Source organism: Collimonas humicola (assembly GCF_018304945.1).
GTDB classification, from domain to species: domain Bacteria; phylum Pseudomonadota; class Gammaproteobacteria; order Burkholderiales; family Burkholderiaceae_D; genus Collimonas; species Collimonas humicola.
This window is the reverse complement of record NZ_JAGQEE010000002.1, coordinates 227,287-252,304: the sequence shown is the minus strand read 5'-3', so window position 1 is coordinate 252,304 and position 25,018 is coordinate 227,287. Positions and strand designations below refer to the sequence as shown.

General features: G+C 61.4%; 28 protein-coding genes and 1 pseudogene. 8 read left to right on the top strand and 21 right to left on the bottom strand.

Annotation, left to right across the window (positions count from 1 at the left end; genetic code table 11):
• The first annotated feature begins 73 nt into the window (after positions 1-73).
• The 3 genes from KHU30_RS09850 (at position 74) to KHU30_RS09840 (ending at position 2,615) form a co-directional block, all read left to right on the top strand.
• Complete coding sequence (locus tag KHU30_RS09850) at positions 74-490, top strand: organic hydroperoxide resistance protein (protein ID WP_211442482.1); 417 nt, start codon at positions 74-76, stop codon at positions 488-490.
• A 43-nt stretch (positions 491-533) separates the two neighbouring features.
• Entirely contained in the window at positions 534-1,346 is an 813-nt protein-coding gene (locus KHU30_RS09845) for an alpha/beta fold hydrolase (protein WP_211442481.1), read from the top strand.
• 147 nt (positions 1,347-1,493) lie between these two features.
• On the top strand, positions 1,494-2,615 hold the full coding sequence (locus KHU30_RS09840) for a thioredoxin family protein (RefSeq protein ID WP_407928054.1): 1,122 nt from the start codon (positions 1,494-1,496) through the stop codon (positions 2,613-2,615).
• A gap of 200 nt (positions 2,616-2,815) precedes the next feature.
• Here KHU30_RS09840 and KHU30_RS09835 read toward each other — a convergent pair whose 3' ends face one another.
• Complete coding sequence (locus KHU30_RS09835; protein ID WP_211442479.1) at positions 2,816-3,823, bottom strand: aldo/keto reductase; 1,008 nt, start codon at positions 3,821-3,823, stop codon at positions 2,816-2,818.
• A 102-nt stretch (positions 3,824-3,925) separates the two neighbouring features.
• Here KHU30_RS09835 and KHU30_RS09830 point away from each other — a divergent pair, with 102 nt between their 5' ends.
• Positions 3,926-4,828, top strand: coding sequence for a LysR family transcriptional regulator (locus tag KHU30_RS09830; RefSeq protein ID WP_211442478.1), 903 nt, complete (start codon positions 3,926-3,928; stop codon positions 4,826-4,828).
• 113 nt (positions 4,829-4,941) lie between these two features.
• The gene (locus tag KHU30_RS09825) at positions 4,942-5,499 is read left to right on the top strand and encodes an SH3 domain-containing protein (RefSeq protein WP_211442477.1); all 558 of its coding nucleotides are present in this window, start codon (positions 4,942-4,944) and stop codon (positions 5,497-5,499) included.
• A gap of 39 nt (positions 5,500-5,538) precedes the next feature.
• Here KHU30_RS09825 and KHU30_RS09820 read toward each other — a convergent pair whose 3' ends face one another.
• The 8 genes from KHU30_RS09820 to pxpB form a co-directional block, all read right to left on the bottom strand.
• Positions 5,539-5,955, bottom strand: a complete 417-nt coding sequence (locus tag KHU30_RS09820) for a F0F1 ATP synthase subunit epsilon (protein ID WP_211442476.1) — start codon at positions 5,953-5,955, stop codon at positions 5,539-5,541.
• Between the two features lie 119 nt (positions 5,956-6,074).
• Positions 6,075-6,728 (bottom strand): pyroglutamyl-peptidase I, encoded by a 654-nt coding sequence (pcp, locus tag KHU30_RS09815; RefSeq protein ID WP_211442475.1) that lies wholly within the window; start codon positions 6,726-6,728, stop codon positions 6,075-6,077.
• Positions 6,729-6,740: 12 nt separating this feature from the next.
• Positions 6,741-7,751, bottom strand: coding sequence for a DUF2891 domain-containing protein (locus KHU30_RS09810; RefSeq protein ID WP_211442474.1), 1,011 nt, complete (start codon positions 7,749-7,751; stop codon positions 6,741-6,743).
• Between the two features lie 9 nt (positions 7,752-7,760).
• Positions 7,761-8,747, bottom strand: coding sequence for a DUF979 domain-containing protein (locus tag KHU30_RS09805; protein ID WP_211442473.1), 987 nt, complete (start codon positions 8,745-8,747; stop codon positions 7,761-7,763).
• Positions 8,744-9,475, bottom strand: a complete 732-nt coding sequence (locus KHU30_RS09800) for a DUF969 domain-containing protein (protein WP_211442472.1) — start codon at positions 9,473-9,475, stop codon at positions 8,744-8,746. The genes KHU30_RS09805 and KHU30_RS09800 overlap by 4 nt, the downstream gene beginning before the upstream one ends.
• A gap of 80 nt (positions 9,476-9,555) precedes the next feature.
• Entirely contained in the window at positions 9,556-10,356 is an 801-nt protein-coding gene (pxpA, locus tag KHU30_RS09795) for a 5-oxoprolinase subunit PxpA (RefSeq protein ID WP_211442785.1), read from the bottom strand.
• Positions 10,357-10,365: 9 nt separating this feature from the next.
• Positions 10,366-11,343: a 5-oxoprolinase subunit C family protein gene (locus tag KHU30_RS09790; RefSeq protein ID WP_211442471.1), complete on the bottom strand. Its 978-nt coding sequence runs from the start codon at positions 11,341-11,343 to the stop codon at positions 10,366-10,368.
• Positions 11,340-11,993, bottom strand: coding sequence for a 5-oxoprolinase subunit PxpB (gene pxpB / locus KHU30_RS09785; protein ID WP_211442470.1), 654 nt, complete (start codon positions 11,991-11,993; stop codon positions 11,340-11,342). Before pxpB ends, KHU30_RS09790 begins: the two co-directional genes overlap by 4 nt.
• Positions 11,994-12,343: 350 nt before the next feature.
• On the opposite strand from pxpB, the gene KHU30_RS09780 reads away from it, so the two are divergent.
• Positions 12,344-12,856, top strand: a complete 513-nt coding sequence (locus tag KHU30_RS09780; RefSeq protein ID WP_211442469.1) for a winged helix DNA-binding protein — start codon at positions 12,344-12,346, stop codon at positions 12,854-12,856.
• A 43-nt stretch (positions 12,857-12,899) separates the two neighbouring features.
• Here the strand turns inward: KHU30_RS09780 and KHU30_RS09775 are convergent, their stop codons facing one another.
• The 7 genes from KHU30_RS09775 to KHU30_RS09745 form a co-directional block, all read right to left on the bottom strand.
• Entirely contained in the window at positions 12,900-13,433 is a 534-nt protein-coding gene (locus tag KHU30_RS09775) for a peroxiredoxin family protein (RefSeq protein WP_211442468.1), read from the bottom strand.
• A gap of 88 nt (positions 13,434-13,521) precedes the next feature.
• Positions 13,522-15,492 carry a M48 family metallopeptidase gene (locus KHU30_RS09770; RefSeq protein WP_211442467.1) on the bottom strand — a complete coding sequence of 657 codons (1,971 nt, stop codon included), beginning with the start codon at positions 15,490-15,492 and terminating at the stop codon, positions 13,522-13,524.
• A 45-nt stretch (positions 15,493-15,537) separates the two neighbouring features.
• Positions 15,538-16,128 carry a LemA family protein gene (locus KHU30_RS09765; protein WP_098497401.1) on the bottom strand — a complete coding sequence of 197 codons (591 nt, stop codon included), beginning with the start codon at positions 16,126-16,128 and terminating at the stop codon, positions 15,538-15,540.
• Positions 16,129-16,226: 98 nt separating this feature from the next.
• The gene (locus KHU30_RS09760; RefSeq protein ID WP_211442466.1) at positions 16,227-16,904 is read right to left on the bottom strand and encodes a BON domain-containing protein; all 678 of its coding nucleotides are present in this window, start codon (positions 16,902-16,904) and stop codon (positions 16,227-16,229) included.
• On the bottom strand, positions 16,897-17,493 hold the full coding sequence (locus KHU30_RS09755; RefSeq protein WP_211442465.1) for a phosphoheptose isomerase: 597 nt from the start codon (positions 17,491-17,493) through the stop codon (positions 16,897-16,899). The genes KHU30_RS09760 and KHU30_RS09755 overlap by 8 nt, the downstream gene beginning before the upstream one ends.
• 87 nt (positions 17,494-17,580) lie before the next feature.
• Complete coding sequence (locus KHU30_RS09750; RefSeq protein WP_211442464.1) at positions 17,581-17,958, bottom strand: YraN family protein; 378 nt, start codon at positions 17,956-17,958, stop codon at positions 17,581-17,583.
• 19 nt (positions 17,959-17,977) lie between these two features.
• Entirely contained in the window at positions 17,978-19,117 is a 1,140-nt protein-coding gene (locus KHU30_RS09745; protein ID WP_211442463.1) for a penicillin-binding protein activator, read from the bottom strand.
• A 12-nt stretch (positions 19,118-19,129) separates the two neighbouring features.
• On the opposite strand from KHU30_RS09745, the gene rsmI reads away from it, so the two are divergent.
• Complete coding sequence (gene rsmI / locus KHU30_RS09740; protein WP_211442462.1) at positions 19,130-20,032, top strand: 16S rRNA (cytidine(1402)-2'-O)-methyltransferase; 903 nt, start codon at positions 19,130-19,132, stop codon at positions 20,030-20,032.
• A 250-nt stretch (positions 20,033-20,282) separates the two neighbouring features.
• Entirely contained in the window at positions 20,283-22,196 is a 1,914-nt protein-coding gene (locus KHU30_RS09735; RefSeq protein ID WP_407928053.1) for a potassium transporter Kup, read from the top strand.
• A gap of 51 nt (positions 22,197-22,247) precedes the next feature.
• Here the strand turns inward: KHU30_RS09735 and trmB are convergent, their stop codons facing one another.
• The 5 genes and pseudogenes from trmB to KHU30_RS25715 form a co-directional block, all read right to left on the bottom strand.
• Entirely contained in the window at positions 22,248-22,937 is a 690-nt protein-coding gene (gene trmB / locus KHU30_RS09730) for a tRNA (guanine(46)-N(7))-methyltransferase TrmB (RefSeq protein ID WP_211442460.1), read from the bottom strand.
• 116 nt (positions 22,938-23,053) lie between these two features.
• Positions 23,054-23,311: a BTH_I0359 family protein gene (locus KHU30_RS09725; RefSeq protein WP_014008142.1), complete on the bottom strand. Its 258-nt coding sequence runs from the start codon at positions 23,309-23,311 to the stop codon at positions 23,054-23,056.
• A gap of 297 nt (positions 23,312-23,608) precedes the next feature.
• Positions 23,609-24,022: a hypothetical protein gene (locus KHU30_RS09720; protein WP_211442459.1), complete on the bottom strand. Its 414-nt coding sequence runs from the start codon at positions 24,020-24,022 to the stop codon at positions 23,609-23,611.
• 234 nt (positions 24,023-24,256) lie between these two features.
• Positions 24,257-24,610 carry a magnesium chelatase subunit ChlI family protein gene (locus tag KHU30_RS09715; RefSeq protein ID WP_407928061.1) on the bottom strand — a complete coding sequence of 118 codons (354 nt, stop codon included), beginning with the start codon at positions 24,608-24,610 and terminating at the stop codon, positions 24,257-24,259.
• Positions 24,587-24,727: pseudogene (locus tag KHU30_RS25715) on the bottom strand (ATP-binding protein); the annotation flags it as partial. The gene KHU30_RS09715 and the pseudogene KHU30_RS25715, both read right to left, overlap by 24 nt.
• Positions 24,728-25,018: the final 291 nt, after the last annotated feature.

The window sequence follows — 25,018 nt, the reverse complement described above, 5'->3', positions numbered from 1 at the left end:
ATTGCCGCTCACCTGTTCGTCAGCAACATGTCATTGCGCTTTTGCATTCTTCAATCGCTTGAAAGGAAACATCATGAACAAGATCGAAAAAGTTCTCTATACCGGTAAGACGCACACCACCGGCGGCCGCGACGGCGCCGCGCAAAGCGACGATGGCCGCCTCGATATCACCTTGTCCCCTCCTGGCAGCCGCGGTGCGGGCACCAATCCGGAGCAGCTGTTCGCCGCCGGCTGGTCGGCCTGTTTCATCGGCGCCATGGGGCGGGCTGCGAAGGACAAGAATCTCTCCCTGCCGGCCGGTACCGCCGTCGATGCCGAAGTCGACCTCGGCACCGGAGGCGATGGCTTCCTTTTGCAGGCACGCCTCAAAGTAAATCTACCCGGCCTGTCAGGCGATGCTGCACAAGACTTGATCGATGCAGCACATCAGATCTGCCCGTACTCGAAGATGAGCCGCGGCAACATCGACGTAAGTGTCACCCTGGCCTAAGGCAATTTCGACATATCTGACATATCTCAATAAGGAAACCAACATGATTGCCAAGAAATTATTGATCTCCCTTGCCGCTTCCGCATCGTTTGCTGCGGTCCTGCCGCTGGCGCATGCGGAAGCGCCCATTACCTCGATCCCGGGTACGACCGCCAAGCCCACCGTCGTGCTGGTCCATGGCGCCTTCGCCGATTCCAGCAGCTGGGATGGCGTGGCGCAGCGGCTGACTGCCAAAGGCTATCCGGTGCTGAGCGTCGCCAACCCGTTGCGCGGCGTCGCCAACGATGCGCAATACGCCGCAAGCGTAGTCGGCGCCATCAAGGGCCCGCTGGTTCTGGTCGGCCATTCCTATGGCGGCATGGTCATTTCCAAGGCGGCCGAAAACAATCCTCAAGTGAAGGCGCTGGTCTATGTGGCTGCCTTTGCGCCAGAGCCGGGCGAGACTGTCGCCGGCCTCGCCGGCAAGTTCCCAGGCGGAACACTCGGCGACACGCTTGCCGATCCTGTCACGCTGGCCGACGGCAGCAAGGATCTCTACATCAGCCAGGACAAGTTCGCTCAGCAATTTGCCGCCGACGTGCCGCCGCGACAAGCTGCGCTGATGGCCGCCGGCCAGCGTCCTGTGACTATCGCTGCACTCAATGAGGTATCGAACGGCGCTGCCTGGAAGCAGCTGCCCTCTTACTTCGTGTATGGCACTGCCGACAAGAACATTCCGCTCGAGGCTCTGCGTTTCATGGCCAAGCGCGCCAACGCGAAGGACGTCGTCGAAGTGAAAGGGGCTTCTCACGTCGTCATGGTCTCCCGGCCGGATGCGGTGGCGAACGTAATTGAGGAAGCTGCCGGCAGCAAGTAGTCGATCCGTCACAACGCTCCTGCTTTGTTTGCACCTCCTGGCGATTTCAGGCAGTCAGGCAAAGCCGGGGGAGTTTGACGTGTCCGGTGTAGAAATTTTTTGTGAACCGAAAGCCCTCGTTGCAACATGAATGAAAAGGAATTCCTCATGCTGTTTTTCCTCGCCTCCTTATTTCGCAAACGCTTGCGTTGCTGGTTCGCCGGCGCCGCTCTCGTCGCGCTCGGCCTTGGCGTCGCGACGTTCACTAACCTGTCCGCCGCCGGCGAGGCGGGAGACAAAGCAATGAAATCGCATCGCAGCGATTTGCCGGTCCTGGGACAACTCCCTTCTCTCGGCGGCGCATCGGCGTGGCTCAATTCGCCGCCGCTTGACGCCGCACAGCTACGCGGCAAGGTGGTGCTGGTCGACTTCTGGACCTATTCCTGCATCAACTGCATCCGCACGCTTCCGCATGTGCGCGCCTGGGCGGAGAAATACCGCGCTCAAGGCCTGGTCGTGATCGGCGTGCATACGCCTGAATTCGGCTTCGAAAAAGACAACGCGAATATCAGGAAAGCGATAGCGCGTTTCAAGATCGATTATCCGATTGCAGTCGACAGCGAACATCGCATCTGGAACGCTTTCAATAACAACGCGTGGCCAGTCTTCTACTTCGCCGATGCGCAAGGGCGCGTCAGGGCCCGCCTCGCCGGCGAAGGCAGCTACGACAAGGCAGAGACGATCATCCAGTCGTTATTGGCCGAAGCCGGCAAGCCCCATGCCGCGGGCGCGCCAACGACACCATGGGCCAGCGCCGAACAGGCAGCCCCCGATATCGCCCACCTGCGCTCGGGCGAAACATATGTCGGTTACGAGCAAGCATCGAATTTCTCTTCGCCCAACGGCTTGAAAAGAGATGCTACCTACGACTACGTTATGAACGCGCCGCATTTGAACGAGTGGGGTCTTGCCGGCAACTGGACCGTTGGCGCGGAACGTGCGAATCTGAACCGTGCGGACGGCAGTATTGCGTATCGCTTCAACGCGCGCGATTTGCACTTGGTTCTTGGGCCGCGCGCCGACGGCATGCCGGTGCGTTTTCAAGTCAGGATCGATGGTCACGCACCTGGCGCAGATCACGGTTCAGATACCGATGCGGAAGGCAACGGCGTCGTCACGGAGGCTCGCCTTTACCAGCTCGTGCGCCAGTCCGGCAAGGTGAAGGAGCACACCTTCGAAATTCGTTTTCTCGATGCGGGCGTCGGCGCATTTGCCTTCACTTTTGGCTGAGCACGAGGGAATTTTCAATTTGGCTAGTATTTTTAAATGTAAGAAATTTCGCACAACAATTACCGCGATGATTACAGTCGAGGCAAAGCCCTAGCCGAGCAGCTCACCGAATTCTGGCGCTGATGCGTAAGAAGCCATATCTCTCATTGAGCGATATGGCTTTTCTTTTTACAGCATCGAGGCTTGCGCAGCCGCTCCGATCAGCGATTGATCAGCTCCAGCTCCGGCGCGCCGTAACGCTGGCCGATCACCAGATCCTCATCCAGCACTGCGCGGATGGCGGCCAGTTCGTCGGAGCGCAGCACGATGTCGGCGGCTGCGGCATTTTCTTCCAGGTGTTTGATCTGCCGCGCGCCGGGAATCGGCACGATGTGTTCGCCCTGCGCCAGCAGCCATGCCAGCGCCAGCTGCGCCGGCGTGCAGCCGCGTGCGCTGGCCAGCGGCGTCAGCGCTTGCAGGAGGATGCGGTTGCTTTGCAGCGCGCCATCCTGGAAGCGCGGCAGCGTGCGACGGAAATCGTCGGCGGCAAGTTGATCGCTGCTGCTGATTTTGCCGGCGAGGAAACCGCGGCCCAGCGGGCTGTACGGTACGAATCCTATGCCCAGCTCGGCGCACAGCGGCAGAATTTCCTGCTCCTGGTCGCGGCTCCACAAGGAGTATTCCGACTGCACCGCGGCGATCGGATGCACTGCATGGGCGCGGCGCAAGGTGGCCGCGGACATTTCCGACAAGCCCAGATGGCGCACCTTGCCGGCGCGCACCAGGTCGGCCATGGCGCCGACCACGTCTTCGATCGGCACCTGCGGATCGACCCGGTGCTGGTACAGCAGGTCGATGGTTTCCACGCCAAGGCGCCGCAGCGACGCTTCGGCTACCTCGCGTATATGCTGCGGCCGGCTGTCGACGCCGGCCAGGCGCGCGATGCCCTGCACGTCTTTGCTTTCCGGCAGGATCTTGAAGCCGAACTTGGTGGCGATGGTGACCTTGCCGCGCACAGCCTTGAGTGCGCGCCCGACCAGTTCTTCATTGATGTAGGGGCCGTAGAGTTCGGCGGTGTCGAAATGGGTAACGCCGAGATCGACTGCGTGCTGCAGGGTCTTGATGGAGGTGGCGTCGTCGCTGGCGCCGTAGCCGAAGCTCATGCCCATGCAGCCCAGGCCGATGGCGGAAACTTCAAGGCCGTTGCGGCCAAGTGTGCGGGTTTTCATTGGAGTTGTTCCTTGGTTGGTGATGGCGGGATCAGTATCCTCCGAGCAATTGCTAGCGATAAGCCATGTTATATTTGATGTAATACTGAAGAAAATTCATCAATGGACAAGCCCGACCTGAATGAACTGGACGCTTTCGCCAGCGTTGCCCGCCATCGCAGCTTTAGCAAGGCGGCGCCGGAATGCGGGGTTTCCGCATCAGCGCTGAGCCACGCCATGCGTACGCTGGAAACCCGGCTGGGAGTGCGCCTGCTCAACCGCACCACCCGCAGCGTGACTCCGACCGAGGCTGGCGAACAACTGCTGGCGCGGCTGGCGCCGGCCTTGCGCGAAATCGGCGAGGCGCTGGATCAGGTCAACCAGTTCCGCGATACGCCGCGCGGCAGCTTGCGCCTGAATGTGCCGCGCACGGCGGCGCGCTGGCTGCTGGCGCCGATCTTTGCGCGTTTCCTGGCTGCCTATCCGCAGATCCGGCTGGAAGTGGTGACCGACGACAGCCTGGTCAATATCGTCGCCCAGGGCTTCGATGCCGGCATCCGTTTCGGCGAAAGCCTGGCGCGCGACATGATCGCGCTGCCGATGGGGCCGCCGCTGCGCCTGATCGTAGTGGCTGCGCCCATGTATGCAGCCCGGCGCGGCTTGCCGCGGCAGCCGCAGGATCTGAAGCAGCACGCCTGCATCGGCCGCCGTTTTCCCAGCGGCGTGCTGTATGCCTGGGAATTCGCCAAAGATGGCGAGACGCTGGCGGTGACAGTCGACGGCCCCTTGCTGCTGGACGACGATGAGCTGATGCTGAGGGCGGCGCTGGACGGCATCGGCCTGAGCTATCTGTACGAAGAACAAGCCAGGGAATGGATCGCGCAAGGGCGACTGCTGCGGGTGCTGGACGACTGGTGTCCGCCCATGCCGGGATTTTTCTTGTATTACCCAAGCCGGCGCCAGCTGCCTACCGGCTTGCGCCTGTTTATCGAAATGCTGCGTGCCAGCCTGGCAGGTTCAGAATAGGATCGGCTTGGGAAAAGCACATTTCCATTGTTGTGACGCAAGTTTTTAAGGGTATCCTTGAAAACGCTTGAACAAGACGCCGCATCGATTGCCGTACCTTCGGGAGCCCGCCTATGATCCGCAACCATCTGATTTCCCTGATTGCCGCCGCCTGCCTTGCCGCTCCGCTGGCCGCCGCGGCTCAGCAGGCCTTCACCAGCAAGCCCGTCAATCTGCGCGCCGGCCCGGCGCGCGATTATCCGCTGGTGGCCCAGCTGGGGCCGGGCACGCCGGTGCAGGTAGCCGGTTGCGTGAACGGCTATAGCTGGTGCGACGTTATTTTGCAGGATGGCAATCGCGGCTGGGTTTACGCCCGCAACCTGAATTATCCCTACCAGGGCAACCAGGTACCGCTGATCACCTACGGCAGCGCGATCGGACTGCCGATTATCGCGTTTTCCATCGGCAGCTATTGGGGCCGGTATTATCGCGGCCGTCCGTGGTACGGCCAGCAGTCGCATTGGGCGCACCGGCCGCATCGCCCGCGGCCCCCCATGGTGCGACCGCCGCCGCCAAGGCCGAAGCCGCCAGGCGTCTTTCCACAGCGGCCGCATCGGCCGGATTTCGGGAATGGCCAGCGTCCGCCGCCGGGTCAGAACAGGCCGGGCCGCGACAGGCCGCAACCGCGCTGACGGTTGAGGGCGAGGCCTAAGCCTACCGTCTCGCCCGCTTTATTTTCCGCGCCGCATTTGCGCCAGCGTCGCCAGCTGGGCAGTCGCCTGCGCCAGCTCGGCTTGCGCCAGCGCATAGTCGATATCCGAATGCAGGTTCTGCAAGCGCTCCTCGGCCTGTTGCCGCGCCTGCATGGCCTTGGCTTCGTCCAGGTCTTTGCCGCGGATCGCGGTATCGGCCAGGATGGTGACGGAATGCGGCTGGATTTCTGCGTAGCCGCCGGCGACATAGATAAAATCGTCTTCGCCCGACGGCCGTTTGATGTGGACTGCGCCAGGCCTCAGGCGCGTCAGCAGCGGCGTGTGGCCGGGCAGGATACCGAGCGAGCCCTCGATGCCCGGCAAGGTGACCAATCCGGCGCTGCCAGCGTACAGCTCGCCTTCCGGACTTACGACGACGACTTGAGTTTCCGACATACGGGTTCCTGTAGCTAGACTCGATCATCGGGGCGCATCAGGCTACCCCGGTTGCGCCTATGATACAAGATCGGCCCCGCCAGCAATCAGGAAATTCGCCGGGCCTGCCGGGCTGCCATTCAATGCAGCTGGCCGCCGCCCTCAAGCACATCCTGCTGCAAGGTCATGGCGCTCTGGAGAGCCGCGCGCAAGCCGTCGATCACGGTATCCAGCGCCAGGCTCGGCTGGCCTGGATGGCGCGCCGCCTGCGACGGGATGTACGGGATATGGAGGAAGCCGCCGCGCACTGCCGGCGCCCGCTGCGCCAGGCTATGCATCAAGCCGTAGAACACATGGTTGCAGACGAAGGTGCCGGCGGTTTGCGATACTTCGGCCGGTGCGCCGGCGGCGCGCATCGCCTTCACCATGCCCTTGATCGGCAAGGTCGAGAAATAGGCGGCCGGGCCGTCGCCGCAGATCGGCTGGTCGATCGGCTGGCGGCCGGCGTTGTCGGCAATCCGTGCATCGTCGACATTGATCGCGATCCGCTCCAGCGACAGCTGGCTGCGGCCGCCGGCCTGGCCGACGCACAGCACCAGCATCGGCTTGAACTCGGCCAGCAGTTCATCCAGCGCTTGCAGTGCCGTGCCGAATACGCATGGCAGCTGGCGCGCCACCACTCGCGCGCCCTCGCATTGCCAGCCTTCGAGCGCGCGCACCGCTTCCCAGGAGGGATTGAGCGGTTCCTGCTCGAACGGTTCGAAGCCGGTAAGCAGAATAATTGGCTGGGTCATGTTGTGCCGGCCTTAGTTGAGCGGTTCCAGCGCCAGCATGGCGAAGGTCGCCAGCCAGTGTTCGCCGGCGTACTCGCCGCTGACCACGTTCGGCAGGCCGGCTTCGATATGGCGCCGCGCCGCCGCGCTCAGGATGGCGCCTGCCGGATCGCTTTCCGGCAGGCGCCGGGCGATCCGCTTCATGCACCACGCGCGGCTCAGGTTCAGGCCGTTCAGGTGGGCGATCTTGGGATCGCTGTGATCGCTGACGTCGGCCGGATTCATCAGGCGCTCGATATCGCCCAGCGCCGGCAGGTATTGCGCGAACCAGTCGGGGAACACATCCGCTTCCAGCACGTCGCTCATCAGCAAGGCTTCCGTCAGCGCCGCCGACAGGAACTCGTCGCCGCCCGGTTCGTAGTGCGCCGGGTAATTGCTGTCGCCCATGAAGTAACGGCAGGCAGAGTTGACCACGGCGCTTTCCAGTTCCGCATCCTTGCGGTGTCGGGCGAAATCCAGGATCAGCTTGAGGGCGAACGCGCTGTTGTAATGGGTGCCGACCCGGATCGCATAGCTGAGCTTGGCGAAATAGCTGAACACGCGGCTGCGGATTTCCGCCACCAGCGGCTCCATCGCGGCGAGCCAGGTCTTGGCTTCCGGATGCTGCCAGGTATCCAGCTCCTGCGCCAGCGCCACGATCCAGGCCCAGCCGTACGGGCGTTCGAAAGAGACCCGTCCCGGCGCCTGGAAGTAGGCCAGTTCCTGCTGCATGTTGGCGACCGTGAAATGCTCCTTGAACAGCGCCGCGATCTCGGCCTGCTGCGGCAGCGCCGGATACAGGCGGGAGCAGCGCGCCAGCAGCCAGTAGCCGTGCACCGCCGAATGCCAGTCGTAGCAGCCGTAGAACACCGGATGCAGGGTGCGCGGGGAGAGCACGTCGCCGGCGTTGTTGAGGGCGTGCATGATGTGGTTCGGATATTCATGGCGCAGCGAGCGCAACGGCAATGCCGCGAAAGCCGAGACCTGGTCAAGTGTGAGATGCATGTTTGCTCCTTAGCGGAAGACGATGAAGTACATCAGCAGTATGTTGGCCATCAGCAGTGTCACGGCAGTGGGGATCTGTATCTTGATCACCTTGTACTTGTCCGTGAGCTCCAGCAGCGCCGCCGGCACGATATTGTAGTTGGCTGCCATCGGCGTCATCAGCGTGCCGCAGTAACCGGCCAGCATGCCGATGGTGACCAGCGGCGCCGGGTCGGCATGCTGGCCCGTGATCAGGAATGGCAGGGCGATGCCGGCCGTCATCACCGGGAAGGCGGCAAAGGCGTTGCCCATGATCATGGTGAACAAGGCCATGCCGACGCAGTAAATCATCACCAGCAGGAAACGGCTGTCCGGATTGACGAACAGGGTCACGACTTCCTGCACCGATTTCCCGGTCTGCGCAGCGACGAAGACGCCGCCCAGCATCGCCAGCATCTGCGGCAGGATCGCAGCCCAGCCGATAGCGTCGACCAGCCGCCGCGATTCGCGCACCGCTTGCAGCGGCGTGCCGCCGGTCAGTTTCCAGCCGGCCAGGATGGCGCAGACGCTGGCGATGCACAGGGCGGCCAGGGTCAGCTGTTTCTGGTCGAGCAGGTAGACGCCGCCGATGGCGACGTTCTTCAGCAGTACGGTGCACAGCACGGTGACCAGCGGAATCAGCAGCGCCGGCAGGAAGATCCAGTTGCCGAAGCGGTTGGCCGATGCCTGGCGGTCAGCTGCGCTGCGCTGCAGATACGTGCCGACAGACAGCAGGCCGCAACCGGCGATGAGCGAAATCGCCACCACCATGACGCCGATGACGCGATACGCCATCGGTTTGCCGAGGCCGGCCACCAGCATGTCGCCGAACAGGAAGACCGAACCGAACAGGAACCAGAACAGCGCCGTGGTCAGGCGCTTGGGATTGCCCTTGTCGCGCAGCGTCATGCCGACCAGCAGCATGACGATGATGCCGACCAGGTAATAGATTTCGTTGATGGTCAGGAAAGTCTTCATGCTGCCACCTCTTTACCTTCGGACCCGCCTTCAGATTTTTTCCAGGCTTCGACATCGCGCCGTATGCTGGCGTCGAGCCGCGCCAGGCGCACCATGTGGATGATCAGCGCAGCGATGGCGGTGGGGATGGCCCACAGGCCGAGATGCAGCGGCTCGATATTGGTGATGCCGTTTTCCTTGAGGAAGGCATCCATCAGCAGCACTGCGCCGAAGGCGATGAAAATGTCTTCGCCGAAGAACACCGCGATGTTGTCGCAGGCGGCGGCATGGGCGCGGATCTTGTCGCGGATGGGCAGCGGCAGCTCGCCGTATTTGGCGACGGCGGCGCCTTCCACCATCGGCGCCAGCAAGGGCCGCACGGTTTGCGCCTGGCCGCCGATATAGGTCAGGCCGAGCGCGCCCAGGCCCTGGCGCAGCACGAAGTACAGCATCAGGATGCGGGCCGAAGTGGCGTTCGCCAGGCTGGCGATCCAGTCTTGCGCGCGCTCTTTCAGTCCGTAGCTTTCCAGCAGGCCGATGACCGGCAGGATCAGCAGGAAGGTCGCCAGCGAACGGCTGTTGACGAATTTTTCGCCAAAGGTTTCCAGCAGGGTGCCGAGATCCATGCCGACCGACAGCCCGGTCGCCAGGCCCGCCACGGTAACCACCAGCAAGGGGTTGAATTTAAATGCAAAGCCAGCTACCACGATGGGTATCCCTATCAGCGGCAGTAATTCCGTTACAGTCATTGCTATCTCCTCATGTTGATGGCGGTCGTTGCAGCGCCGCCGATTTTATTGACTACGTGATTGAAGCGTCTGTCGAAAAATCATCCGAGCAGGGGAAACAAGGCCTCGTCGCTGCTCATCTGCGGCGCGCGGATGGCGATGCCCTGCTGTGTCAGTTCGGCATGGATGCGCCGCGCAAATTCCAGCGCATGCGCGCCATCGCCGTGCAGGCAGACCGTATCGGCCCGCACCGCCGGCCAGCTGCCGTCGATTGCGTGGACCTTGCCCTCGCGGATCATATGCATGGTTTGTGCCAGTGCCTGCTCTCCATCTTCGATCAGGGCGCCCGGCGTGCCGCGCTTGACCAGGCTGCCGTCGGCCATGTAGCCGCGGTCGGCGAAGACTTCTTCCACCGCGGGCAGGCCGGCGCGGTGGGCGGCGGCGATCAGTTCGCTGCCGGCCAGGCCGAACAGCGCCAGCGACGGATCGACATCGCGGATCGCGGCGACGATGGTGTCGGCCAGCGCGGCGTCGCGCGCCGCCATGTTGTACAGCGCGCCGTGCGGCTTGACGTGCGCAAGCTGCGCGCCATGGGCGCCGGCGATCGCCGCCAATGCACCGATCTGGTATTGCACGCCGCTATAGATTTCGTTGGCCGGCAACTGCATTTCGGTGCGGCCGAAATTATCGCGGTCGGGAAAACTCGGATGGGCGCCGATGGCGACTCCTTGCGCCACGGCCCACTGCACGCATTGCTGCATCATCAGGGCGCTGCCGGCGTGCCAGCCGCAGGCAATATTGGCCGAGCTGACCAGGGCCAGCAGCGCTTCATCGCTGCCGTCGCTCTGTTCGCCGAGATCGGCGTTGAGGTCTACCTGCTGTCGTTTATCTTTCCTGGGCATCATCTGCTCCTATTTGGCCGGACGCAGCCAGTGCATCGCGGTTGCTATCTGTTGGAGATACAAAGCCTCCTCGCGCAGCGCCGCGCGCGCAGCATCGGCGTCGGTTTCGACAAACTGTAAAGTGCGGTTGAAGCGCAGCTGCGCCAGCCGGGCCAGGTCGGCGCCGATCACCACGCCGATCTTCGGATAGCCGCCGGTGGTCTGGGCGTCGGCCATCAGCACGATAGGCTGGCCGGCCGGCGGCACCTGGATCACGCCCGGCAGCACGCCATGCGACAGCAGGTCGCCGCTTTTCTTGATCTTCAGCTCCGGACCGCTGAGGCGGAAACCCATGCGGTTGCTTTGCGGCGTCAGGGTCCAGCTGCTGTTCCAGAAAGTCTTTTGCGCGGCGGCGCTGAACAAGTCGTATTCGGGGCCGGGGATGACGCGGATCTCCAGTGTTTCCGTATCGTCGGCGTCGTACCAGGATGGCGCGCGCACGCCGAATGCCGCGGCCTTGTGGACTGCGGCGGCCGGGTTATCTGGCACGCCGGCGGAGAGGCCGTCGCCTTCGGTCAAGGCGCGGCCGCCGTGGCCGCCGAAGCCGGCCTGCAGATCGGTGGCGCGCGAGCCCAGCTGGGCGGCGGAATTGATGCCGCCGGCCACCGCCAGGTAACTGCGCATGCCATGCCGGGCAGCGTTCAGCTTCAGGGTCTGGCCGGCGCGCGCGCATACGCTCCACCACGGCAGCAGCGGCTGGCCGTCGAGAGTCGCGCCGAAATCGGCGCCGCCGAGGGCGATGCGCGTGTCGGTAGTAAAGGCCAGTTCGCAGGGACCGAGCGTGAATTCGATGGCGGCGCAGTCGCGCGGATTGCCGACCAGCAGATTGGCGATGGCCAGCGCGGTGCGGTCCAGCGCGCCCGACTGGCAGATGCCGAGATGGCGGAAGCCGTCGCGGCCCATGTCCTGGACCGAATTGATGCGGCCGGCGCGGATGATCTTGATCATGCCGCCACCTCGCTGGCGACGAAGCGCACGCGGTCGCCCGGTTGCAGCAGGGTGGGCGGATTGGCGCCGGGATCGAACAGCTGCAGCTCGCTGCGGCCGATCAGCTGCCAGCCCCCGGGAGAGGCGGCCGGATAGATGCCGGTCTGGCTGCCGCCGATGCCGACCGAGCCGGCCGGCACGAGCAGGCGCGGTTCGCTGCGGCGCGGCGTGGCCAGTTTGGGATCGAGTCCGCCCAGATAGGGGAAGCCGGGTTGAAAGCCGATGAAGTAAACGATGTACTCCGCCGCGGTATGGCGCTTGACGATTTCCGCCGGCGACAGGCCGGTATGGCGCGCCACCTGCTCCAGGTCGGGACCGTTGTCGCCGCCATAGGCCACGGGAATGTCGATTTTGCGTCCGGCCTTCTGGCTGATCGAATCGGCGTCCCAGGCGGCCTGGAGTTTTTCCGCCAGTTGCCGGCCGTCGCTGGCCAGCGGGTCGAACAGGATAGTCAGGTTATTCATGCCGGGAACTACATCGCGCACATGCGGCCAATGCGCCGCCTTCGCCGCGATTGCCCACAAGCGTTGCTGGCATTCGAGAGTGGCGCTGGCTCCGGTATTCAGTATCAGAGCATTTTCGCCAAGAGCTTGTATGACGGGTTGGGTCATTGCGGCCGGATTCCTTGTGCACGATGTCAGCACGGCAGGATTGAGTCCAAGCCGCTCCGTCCGAGCGGCCCTGCCGTCAACTGATCAGATCAACATTAAATTGCCCAGAAAATGATTGCGAACAGCCGTCGTCCCACGAACCCGAATCCTCTGCCCCAACCAGCTTACTCTTTGTAGACCAGAGTTTAAGCAAAGGGAAATATCGTTCATCAAAAATAAAATGTCAATAAATTGTATGTAAATAGTCTATATTGTTGTTGAAATACAGCCCGTCCGATGCCTCAAATTCAGCTTGGGATTGGCGCATCTGGTTGTATGATTTGGTTTTCTTGGCGTTTAGTAGGACAAATATGAACGTTAGCGCACCTAAAATCCTGTCTTCCGCCCATCTGGCGTCGGAAAGCAGTGTCGAATTGTCCGAGCTGGAATATGCCTTGATTATTGCGGGCAACGCGTTCAACCGCTGGATGTCGCGCTGCATGTCCGCTGCCGGGGTCAAGGATATGACGCCTGTCGAAGTCTCCTTGTTGCATCACGTGTGCCACCGCGAGCGTAAAAAAAGCCTGGCCGATATCTGCTTCGTGTTGAATATCGAGGATACACACATTGCCAGTTATGCACTGAAAAAACTGGTGAAAGCGGGTTACGTCAAGAGTGAAAAAGTCGGCAAGGAAGCGTATTTTTCCGCCACCGGCGAAGGTTATGCGCTCTGCCTCAAATACCGTGAAATGCGCGAGGAATGCCTGATCACCGTACTTTCCGATACCGGCCTGTCGAACCAGTCGCTGGGCGACGCGGCCAAGCTGCTGCGCACGGCTTCCGGCTTGTACGACACTGCTTCGCGCGGAGCTACGTCTCGCTAGGCGGGAGCGTGGACATAAAAAAAGGCGCTTGAAGCGCCTTTTTTTATGTGGATGCGGCCAGCGCCTTGTCCAATAGCGCATGCAGTTCGGCGAACTTGGGTTCGCCTACGTAACGCTTGATGATATTGCCTTGCTTGTCGATGACGAAGGTGGTCGGCGTCAGCTTGACGTCGCCGAAGGCGTCCGCCAGCTTGCTTTGCGTATCCAGCGCGACCTGGAACGGCAGGCTGCGGGTCTGGACGAAATTGACGACATAGTTGGGCTGGTCGTAGCTCATTGCCACGGCGACATAATCCAGGCCCTTGTCCTTGTAGGCATTATAGGTCTGCACCATTTTCGGCATCTCGGCGACGCAGGTGGTGCAGCTGGTGGCCCAGAAATTGACCATCACTACTTTGCCGCGCAAGCTCTTCAGCGAGACCTGTTCGCCTTTGAGATTGGTGAAGCTGACATCCGGCGCCGCATGCGTATTTGACATCGACATGTAGCCGCCGACAGCCAGCGCTGCCACGGCGGCGGCGCCCGCCAGCTTGATCCAGAGCCGCTTGCCGGCCGTGTTTTCAGTTTGAGCTTGCATGACAGAAATCCAATACGGGCAAGGCCCGGGAACAATCATTATAGCCATCCGTTGCGTGTTTTGCCGGAAAGCTTGAATTTGCTGCCCGCTAGCTGTCGAACTGCCAGGGATAGGCCTGGTAGGTAGCGGCGACGGCCGGCGGGATCGGCGCTTCGATGCCGGCGCAAATCGCACGCAGGATATCGGCGCTGGCGATTTCCAGCGGGTTGCCGTCATCGGCGGCTGCCAGCAGTGCCTTGATCAGCTGCGGTTTGGCGAGCGGCGCCAGCTGGTTGGCGTTATCCAGCGCCAGGCGGACGCGCGGGAAGCTGAGTTTGGCGCCGTCGCAATAATCCTGGGCCGCCAGCTTGAGTTCCGGGCAGGCCTGGGCGCCGCGCAGGAATGCGGCCAGCCGCGCGGCAGCAACATCGGCGCGGCCGGACGGAATCGCCACATGGGCTACCAGCGACAGGAGCAGGGCGGCGTCGGCGCTCAGGTCGGACACGCGATTGAACCTGATCGGCACCAGCCTTCCGGCACGCGGCGCCAGGCGTCGCGCCAGGATGGTCTGCAGCACGAATTCAGCCAGCGTGATGCGGCTGTCGGCGGCGATCAGCTGTTCGACAATCGCAAGCAGGCGGTCGCGCGCAGCTTGCGGCAGCTGGCGTAGCGCCGGCGCTGCCAGGTCGACCAGCGGCAAACGGGCGCTGAGCGGCAGCTGGGTGATCGTTTCTGCCAGGAAGCTGGTCAAGGCGGCTTGCTGCGGCGCTTCTTTCTTGAGGATCGCCAACTGCACGTCGCGCTCCTCGCCTTCGCCCAGCAGCAGTGCATACACGACGGCACAGGCGCCGGCCGGATCGCGTACCGCGCCATCGAGCTGCGGCGACAGCGGCGAGCGGCTGCTGCTGTTGCCGAATTCCAGTGTCGGCGTGGCCGTCGCGGTAGAGATCGAAGCAGGCAAGCCGGTTGGCGCGACGGCGCAGGCAAAGCCGGCGGCGGCAAACGGCAGGTCTGCCAGACGGGCCGTGTTTTCCGAATGAGGCTGCGGCAGTTCCGGCGCTTCCAGCGGCCCCATGCTTCTGCCGTAAATCCGTTGCAGGCGCTCCGTCAGCGGCGGATGGGTGGCGAACCAGCCATCCAGCAGGTTGGGGCGCACGCTGCCGAGGAACAGATGGGACAGCTGTTCCGCGTTCTGGTGATCGATTTGCGAGCCTATCCGTTTGCCGTCGGTGAGGCCGCCGATCTTGCGCAGGGCGCCGCCTATGCCTTCCGGATTGCGGGTGAACTGGACCGCGCTGGCGTCGGCCAGGAATTCGCGCTGGCGCGATACCGCCGACTTGATCAGGCGGCCGAAGAAGATGCCGATATAGCCGACCACGAACAGCGCCCCGCCGGCCAACAGCATCACCAGCTGCCATGGCGGTTCCTTGTCGTTGCGGCTGCTGCTGGAGAAGCGGCCGAAATTCATCAGCTGCTGGCCGAAGCCGGCAATCATCTGGATGCCGAACAGGACCCCGATCAGGTGCACGTTGAGGCGCATGTCGCCGTTCAGGATATGGCTGAATTCATGGCCGACCACGCCTTGCAATTCATCGCGCGTGAGGCGGTTGAGGGTGCCGCGCGTGACCGCGACCACCGCTTCGTTCTGGTTGTAGCCGGCGGCAAAAGCGTTGATCGCGTCTTCGCGCTCCAGCAGATAGACCTTGGGGCAGGCGATGCCGGAAGCCAGCGCCATTTCCTCCACCACGTTCAGCAAGCGCCGTTCCTGCAGGTCGCCGCTGGCAGGCGAGACCAGGCGGCCGCCGGCCATCAGCGCCACGGCATCGCCGCCGTCGCGCAAATTGAAGGTCTGGATCAGGGTGCCGCCGCCGATCAGCGCCAGCGTGATCAGGGTATTGACGGCGAAGAAGCCCTTGGGATAGCTGCGCAACAGTTCGTGGTGGCTGCCGAACTTGAAATGCCACAATAATGCCATGGCCAGGTTGACGGCCAGTACGATGGCGATTACCGCCAGCGCAAACAGGAACACCAGTTTCCTGGTTTCCTGGCGCGCCTGGTGCTGCTGTTCGAAGAACGTCATGGTTCATACCGCCAGCGGCGGTTCTATCTGGATCACGCGCGGATCTTAAAACGTGACCTTGACGGCCTTGCGTTCTTCCGGTGCTTCGGTCGCCTGCAGCAATTCCGCCTGCTTGAAGGCGAACATATTGGCCAGGATCGAGCCCGGGAACTGTTCGATCGCCGTGTTGTACTCCATCACGCTGTCGTTATAAGCCTGGCGCGAGAAGCCGATCTTGTTTTCGGTGCCGGTCAGCTCTTCCGTCAGCTGCATCATGTTCTGGTTGGCCTTCAGGTCGGGATAGGCTTCCGACAGGGCAAACAGCTTGCCCAGGCTGGCGCTGAGCGCGCCTTCGCTGGCCGCCATCTGTTGCACGGCGGCGGCGTCGGTGGCGTTGCCGCCGACCTTGGCGTTGGCGGTGACCGCCTGGTTGCGCGCCGAAATCACCGCTTCCAGCGTTTCGCGCTCGTGTTTCATGTAGCCCTTGGCGGTTTCCACCAGGTTCGGGATCAGGTCGTAGCGGCGTTTGAGCTGAACGTCGATCTGCGCGAAGGCATTTTTGAAACGATTGCGAAAGCTCACCAGACGGTTATAGATGCCGACAACCCAGAATACGACGACCAGCACAATTGCCAGAAAGATGATGAAACCGAACATGTTTTTCCCCAAAAAAAAAGCCGCCGGACATTTGTCCAGCGGCAACGTTACTTGACTAGCAGAGGAAATGCAAGCCGCTTCCGGCCTGCCGTCCGCTTTTAAGGCTGTGAAGGCTGTGCGGCAGGCTTGGCCGTCTCCCGCGGCGCCGATGACATTTGTGTCAATTCATCTTCGGTGATGTATTCGAACACCTTGACGACTTTTTGCACGCCGCTGACGCCGGCGGCGATTTCACCGGCGCGCTTGCCTTCGCGTTCGGTGACGCGGCCCATCAGGTAGACATTGCCGCGTTCGGTGACAACCTTGATCGAATTGCCGAACACGTCCTTGGCATCGACCAGCGAAGCGATGACCTTGCTGGTGATGAAGGTATCGTTGGAGCGTGCGGAGAAACTCGAGGGCGCGCCGATTGCCAGCTCATTTGCTACCGCATGGACGTTTTCAATCGACTGCACTTCCTTTTCCGCGGCGGCCTTGGCGGCATCGTCGCGTACTTCGCCGGTCAGCAGCACCTTGCGGTTGTAGCTGGTGATGTTGACATGGCCATCCTGGCCGACCACGGCGGGAACGCGGGTTTCAGCCTTGACCATGATGGCCTTGTCCTCGGTCTGCGCGCCCAGCGTGCGGCGATCCGTCGCCGCGAAGCCGCCGGCCACGGCGCCGCCCAGCGCCAGCGCCACGCAGCCCTGCAATCCCATCACTACGGCGCCGCACAGTGCTACTGCCGCCAATGGCCGTTGCAACTTGCTCCAGCGCGGATTTTGCCTGTCAATCATTCGCATCTCCTCCAAATAAAGCGACATCGATGCCGTCGCATAAGCAGTGAATCGTCAGCAGATGCACTTCCTGGATGCGCGCGGTGCGGTCGTGCGGCACACAGATATGCACATCTGCTTCAGTCAGTTTCTTGCCGATGGCGCCGCCACCCTTGCCGGTCATGGCCACCACCCGCATGTCGCGCTCCAGCGCCACATCGATGGCCGCCAGGACGTTGGCCGAATTGCCGGAGGTGGAAAACGCTAACAGCACATCGCCGGCTTGTCCAAACGCTTGCACCTGCTTGGAAAAGATTTCGTTGTAGCTGTAATCGTTGCCGACCGCGGTGATGATCGAGGTATCGGTGGTCAGCGCCAATGCCGGCAGCGGCAGCCGCTCCCGTTCAAAGCGTCCCACCAGTTCCGCCGCAAAATGCTGGCAGTCGGCGGCCGAGCCGCCGTTGCCGCAGGCAAGAATCTTGTTGCCATTGGACAGCGCGGAGAACATAAGTTCAACTGCGCTGGCAATCGGCGCCGCCAGGACTTCCGCCGAGCGGGCCTTGAGTTCGGCGCTTTCATTGAAATGCGCCAGAATACGTTGGTTTATCATGATATTGGTATCGAGAGTGGAATGCTGCCGCCGCAGTGTGAGTGGCGGCCGGGTTTTTGGTTAGCCTGGCGCTGATTATAGCGGGCACTAGGCTTCGAATGCCTGTCTGATCCAGTCGATGTTATCGCCGTCCATGGCCAGCACGTCGAAGCGGCAGGCCGGCGGCTGTGGATAGCGCTGCAGGAAAACCTGGGCGGCGAGGATGAGCCGGGCCTGCTTGGCGGAGGTCACGCTGGCTGCCGCGCCGCCAAAGCGCTGGCTGCGGCGCTGCCTGACTTCGACAAACACCAGCAGTTCCTGCGCGCCCTTATGCGGAGCCGGTTCGGCCATGATCAAATCGATCTCGCCGCCTTTGCAGCGGAAATTCCTGGCGACCAGCTTGAGGCCCTGCCGCTGCAAATAGAGCAGCGCCTGGTCTTCCGCCAATTTGCCGCTGGCCTGGTTGCTCGAGATCGGCATCTTCATCAGGCGGCCGGCCTCGGCTTCACTGAGCCTGCAGCGGCATGACGACGCCGTTCTGATAGATCGCGGCCGGCTCGACCCGCTCGAAACTCGGGGCGCCGACGCCAAAACGGACGTTCAGCTTGCCGGTGACGCCGTCGATCTGGAAGACGTTATTGCGCGCGGCGACTTCACGGGCGATGCGGAAGGCATCGATGCCCAGTGCATACAGGCGCTCCAGGTCGGCATTGCGGGGCTGGCCGGCCGCCGCTTCCTGGCGCGGGTACACCATCACCGCCGGGTGGTCCGGCTGCACTTGCCACGGAATATCCACCAGCCGCACGCCATTCAGCTCGGCGATCTGGTGCTCGGGATTGTTGTCGTTGAGGGTCAGCGGATTCAGTTGGGAAATGCCGAAGATCGGGGTCTGGTCGCCGATGGCGTTGCGTATCTGCCTGGTCTGGTCAGCATTCAGCGCGGCAAACAACAGGCGCGGCATGTCGCCTTCAACCCGTTGCTGCAGCTGAGTCAGGGCATCGGCGTTGAAGATGCCGTTTTCGAGATTCAGCGTCACCATGTCGGCGTGCAGGCCGCTGCCCTGGATCTGCTGGGCGAAAGCGTTGGCGACGCGCTTTTGCCAGGCGGCGCTGGTGCTCAGCACCAGCACTTTGCCTGGCGCGTAGTCGGCGCCGACCCAGCTCGCCACCTGGCGCGCTTCAGCTTCAATCGAGAGGCCGACCGGCAGCAGCTGCGCCGGCAATGCGCTGGAGGAGTCCGGCTGGGTCAGGGCGATCGTCGGCTTGTCGACCTGGCCGTTCTGGATGATGGCGGTCAGGCCGGTACGCGATAGCGGTCCCACCAGGATGTCGTACTTCTTGCTGGCGGCGCTGTAAGCGGCGAGCATGTCGCCGGCGGTGTCGGCGGCTTCGATCACGCTCACTTCCAGGCCGCTCTTGTCGCGTTCATAGGCATTCAGGAAGCCGCTGCGGACCGCGTCGGCGGCCGCGCCCAGCGGGCCTGAGCGCAATGGCAGCAGCAGGGCGATGCTGGCCAGCGGGATGACATTGGCCTCGGCATCGGCAGCCGCGACATCGACCAAGGTTGTGTTTGCCAGCGCAGGCGGGCACAATCCGTTCAACAGGATGCCCGCCGCTAGTGCAAGCTTGGCCCATTTATATAACATTCATAACTCCCCATGACTCATCAATCTGCCAGCGCCTTCATCAACCCCGTGATTTTGGACGAGGTGGCGCAGCAAGCGTATCCCGCGTCGACATTATATGTGCTGGCCACACCGATCGGGAATGTCTGCGATATCAGCCTGCGCGCCCTGCACGTATTGGCGATGGTCGACGCCGTGGCCTGTGAGGACACCCGCAATACCGCCCATTTGCTGGGACGCTACGGCTTGTCCAAGACCTTGCTGGCGGCACATGAGCACAATGAACGGGAAGTAGCGGAAAAGATCGTGGCGCGCCTGCAGGCCGGCGAACGGATAGCCCTGGTGTCCGATGCCGGCACGCCGGCGGTGTCAGATCCCGGCGCCCGCATCGTCGATGCGGTGCTGCGCGCCGGTTTGCGCGCCTTGCCGCTGCCGGGGCCGTCGGCCGCCGTGACCGCGCTGTCGGTCAGCGGGCTGGTCAACGACCAGTTCCAGTTCATCGGATTTCTGCCTAGCAAGGCGCGCCAGCGTGAAATTGTGCTCGCCGGCCTGGCCGGCGCCAGCGCCACGCTGGTGCTGTACGAAGCGCCGCATCGCATCGTAGAAACCGTCGACGCCTTGCTGCAGGCATTCGGGCCGGAACGCCGTATCGTGCTGGCGCGCGAACTGACCAAGCTGTTCGAGAGCGTCCACCGCTGCTCCTTGGGCGAGGCGCCGGCCTGGCTGGCGGCCGAGGCCAACCGGCAGAAGGGCGAATTCGTGGTGCTGGTGGAAGCGGCGCCGGTGGCGCTCGATGACAGCGCCGAAGGCGAGCGGGTCTTGCAGATCCTGCTGGCGGAATTGTCGATCAAGCAAGCCGCCGCCCTGGCGGCGCAAATCACCGGACAAAAGAAAAATGCCCTGTATGAGCGGGCCCTGGCTTTGAAAGATGCTTAAGTAAGCATAAGATGCCCTTAATGTTTTTTTATTATGGTTCAGATCCATCCGACTTCCGATGGACAAGCTGAGGCTGGAATATAGGCACAAAAATGCGAGGGCGAGGATGTATTTTAGCAACGGCGGCGGCGCGACAAATTAGTTCCCCCGCAAGGTTCGATAGTAAAATCCGCCACCTTGCGCAAAGCAGCAAATAGTTTCAAGAAAGAAATCAAATTGAAGTAAGCGGGCTTGGGGCCTTACTAATAAGATGAGAGAAAACATGAGTACAACGCAAACCAGCAGCAGTCCCGGATTCAAGTCATCCCGTCTACACATCATCACGCTGGCTGCCCTGGGAATCGTGTTCGGCGACATCGGCACCAGTCCGCTGTACTCGCTGAAAGAATGTTTCAGCACGGACCACGGTATTCCATTCACACCGGATGCAGTGTTAGGAATCATCTCGATGCTGTTCTGGGCCATCACCATCGTGGTCTCGCTCAAATACGTACTGTTCGTGATGCGCGCCGACAACAACGGCGAGGGCGGCGTGCTGGCCCTGATGGCCTTGTCGCTGCGGACCGCCCAGAACGGTTCCAAACGCGCCAAGACCTTGATGATGCTGGGCGTATTCGGCGCCTGCATGTTTTATGGCGACGTCGTCATCACGCCGGCGATCTCGGTGCTGTCGGCGGTGGAAGGGCTGGAAATCGCCACGCCAGGGCTGACGCGCTTTGTCCTGCCGCTGTCGCTGGTGATCCTGATTGCCTTGTTCCTGATCCAGAAGCACGGCACCACGGTGGTGGGTAAATTGTTCGGTCCGGTGATGTTCGTGTGGTTTGTCTCGCTGGGTTTGCTGGGTGCTTACAACGTCATCAAGGCACCGGAAATCCTGGTGGCGATCAATCCTTACTACGCTTATGCTTTCATGCAGCAACATGCGCTGCAAGCGTTCGTGGTGCTGGGTTCGGTGGTGCTGGTGCTGACCGGCGCCGAGGCCCTGTACGCCGACATGGGCCACTTCGGCATCCGGCCGATCCGCTTTGCTTGGCTGTTTACTGTCATGCCTTGCCTGATGCTGAACTACTTCGGCCAGGGCGCCAACCTGCTGGTCAATCCGGCCGCTATCCAGAATCCCTTCTACCTGATGGTGCCGGATTCCTTGCTGTTGCCGATGGTGATCCTGGCCACCGCTGCTACCGTGATTGCATCGCAGGCAGTGATCTCGGGCGCGTTCTCGCTGACCAGCCAGGCCATCCTGCTGGGCTTCGTGCCGCGCATGCGCATCTTGCACACCTCGGAAGACGAGCGTGGCCAGATCTATGTGCCGGTGATCAACTGGATGCTGCTGCTGCTGGTGGTTGGCGTGGTGCTGGCCTTCAAGAAATCCGATAACCTGGCCGCGGCTTACGGCGTGGCGGTGACCACCACCATGCTGATCACCACTGTACTGGCGGCGGTGGTCATGCGCACGGTCTGGAAGTGGAATCCCTTCCTGGTGGCGCTGGTCATCGGCGCCTTCTTCATTGTCGATTTCGCCTTCTTTGCCGCCAACCTGCTGAAGATTGTCGACGGCGGCTGGTTCCCGCTGCTGCTTGGCGCCATCGCCTTCTTCTTGCTGATGACCTGGTACGCCGGCCGCATGCTGTTGCGTGAACGTAGCAAGGATGAGGGGATTCCGCTGGAGCCTTTCATCGAAGGCTTGCTGGCGCATCCGCCGCACCGGGTCGACGGCACCGCGGTGTTCATGACCGGCAACAAGACTACCGTGCCGGTCGCCTTGCTGCATAACCTGAAGCACAACCGCATTTTGCACAAGCGCGTGTTCTTCCTGAAAATCAGCATCTGGGACGTGCCGTTTGTTGCGGACAGCAAGCGCCTGACCCTGAAGGAACTGGGCAGCGACGTCTACGTCCTGCGCGCCGCTTTCGGTTTCAAGGAAGCCCCTGACGTGCAAACCGTGATGGCCTTGACGACGGCGCAGTTCGGCCTGGAGTTCGACGTGATGGATACTTCCTTCTTCCTGGCGCGCGATACGGTGATCCCGAGCAAGATTCCCGGCATGCAACTGTGGCGCGAAAAGCTGTTCGCCTGGATGTATCAGAATGCCGCCAAGCCATCCGACTTTTTCCATATCCCGATCAACCGGGTGGTCGAACTGGGCACCAAGGTGGAAATCTAAGCGCTTCGCAAAAATCCCCGCAAACCGTAGAGGTTTGCGGGGATTTTCTTTTCAGGCCTTGGCGGCGGAAACGAGCTGCACCTGGCAGCGCCACAGCTGATGGCCCGACGCCAGGTATTTGCTTTCAAACGGGGTGATCGGCTGAGCTGGCAGATACGGCTCGCAGGCGACTGCCTGGCCGCTTAACTGTTGCAGGGCGCTGGCGCATTCCTCGACATAGATCTGCCAGTTGCTGCGGCATTCCAGGATCCCGCCCAGCGCGACGATAGTCGGGAATACCGGATGGCCATGCCAGCGCCGGCTGAGCTGGCCTATCTTCGGCCAGGGATTCGGATACAGCAGATAGTGGCGCGCCGGAAAAATCCGCGCCGCCAGCAGCAGCCGCCAGTAATCCACCAGGTCGGCGCGAATGCGGATGAAGTTGGCCGGCAGCGCTGCCGGCCCCGGCCACAGCGTGTTGCGGCCGACCCGGTCGGCGGACTGGTCGACGCCGATGACGAAATGATCCGGGTACTGCGCCGCCAGATGTATGGTCGACAAGCCGACGCCGCAACCGGCATCGAGAATCAAGGGCGGGCTGCCGGCTGTCCGCCAGGCGGCGATGCTGTCGTCGAATGCGCTTTGGTTGTAAGAACTGACGGGTTTTTGAAACGTGTGCGAGGCGTGCTTGGCGACGCTGGCCGCAAGCTGCTCGTGGATGCCGCTCTGGGCGCTATGGATAGGGCTGGAATTGGCGTACATATCGACGTACCGGATGCAATGTGAAAGGTACGGCAATATACCTCAAGCATCCCGCCCGGCTTGCCGTAGTTATCGGCAATGCCGGGCGGGCTGGAAGGAGTTGGGCGGTAGCAGGGTTATTGCAAGGTAACGGGCTGGCTCATCATCGAGTCATAGTTGCCCAGGAAAGCATCGATATCCTCGATGCTCGGCTCGGTCGCGATCAGGTCTTCGACCCCTTTACGAAAAAATTCAGCCAAGGCACCAGCAATAAAAATCTCGCGCTTGAACGATTTATCGACGATTTCATAGCCGCCGAAGCGTAAAGCCTCGCGTTGTTCATCGGCACCAAATTCGACGACGCTGTATTGGTCACTGTTATAAATCAGGTTCATATGCGCTCCCGGTAGTTAGAACAGAAGGTAATGATCGAATAAGCAGTTTTCAAGCCAGCTAGTGAAAATATTATTTGTGAACTCCTTTTCTGAGGCATATGTTTCTGTTCTGACAGACATATTTCAGTACCAAAAGAATTTTTGCGCTTGATGCATTTACATAGTACGCCACAGGCTATTTTTGTCACGTGCTAAATACTGATCAAGGCAATGCATTTCTTCTAAGAGCTCACAAAATTTTTATATATCACCTGCTGCCAACTGATAGCGTCACACAATTTGCCGCTGGCCAGGCAATCATTCAAGCCATTCGAACATGATGTGCTGGTGGGATCCCTGTGTAATGGCGATCTTGCGCTCTTTCACCTGATCTTTCTTGGCGACTGCGAGGCGATAGCTGCCGGCAGGCAGCTTGGCCAGGAAAAACGGTCCATTGGACACGGCATCCAGCACGACATTGTTGCTCGCATCGCTGATTTTCACGTGGATATCGGCAGCATATTCATCCTTGGGCGTTGCTTTGATGACGAACTCTAATTCCAGCGGATAGTTCTTTGCCTCCTGCTGTATCAGGGTCGATTCGTCCACGCCGATGCCGCCGGAAATATAGGTCGCCGCGCCTTTGGTGACAGCGGTGGGAGCTGCGCTGGCATTGACGGCTAGCGCAGCGGCGAGCAATGCGCTGAGTGCGAGAAGAGTGCGCTTATTCATGATGTTTCCTCCTGAAAACGCGTTTGGGCTTCGAACTTTGCGTACCCATGGAATCCAGCATACGGCTTGAATATTAAAGCGGACTTAAACCTCGGAACTTTTAGGGCTATCGCTGGAATTGACGTGAATGTTAGAAACCATCCCGTTCTATATCCTAGCCGACCGGCGGACGCCGGGGCGGCCTGTCGGCTTCTTAATGCTGGCAGCGCCACATACATGTCGCTCGCGCAGCCCTCAAGCCTGGTTCAATGCACGGCGATATTGAATCGCCTCGGCGACGTGACTGGCAGCAATATTTTCCGCCCTGTCCAGATCGGCGATGGTACGCGCCACTTTGAGCACGCGGTGATAGCCGCGCGCCGACCAGTCCAGGCGCGCCATGGCGGTGCGCAGGATGTTCTCGCCAGCGCTGTCGGGTTTGCAGTATTCATCGATTTCATTGGCAGACAAAGCATTGTTTTGCTTGCCCTGGCGCGCGAGCTGCAGAGTGTGCATTTGCTCGACGCGCGATGCGATGAGCGCTGACGATTCGCCGTCGGCGGCTTTCAATAGCTGGTCCTGCGGCAAGGCTGGCACCTGGATCTGCATGTCGATCCGATCCAGCAGCGGGCCGGAGATCTTGTTTTGATAGCGCAGGATATTATCAGGCGTGCAACGGCATTGCTTGACCGGGTGTCCCAGGTAGCCGCAAGGATCTGATTTCGTCGAGAAGCAAAGTTGTTCACATCAGTCTACGTCGGTTTCCGTATAGCGGAGAATTCTCAGGATAGGTCAATTTGTAGTCCCGGAGTGAACAACCCACCGTGAACAACACGTTTTTCTCGCCATTTGCTCCTACGGCCGTAGCTTGCACCAATTTTCAGGCCCGGGACCATCTGAGATCGAGATCTGTCGGCGAGCAATTCCATCGCAATAGTTTCGTTTTCCCTAACGCCTTCCTATCGGCGTGCCCCAATTGCAAATATCAACATACCAACAAATTTCATTTCACTGTAA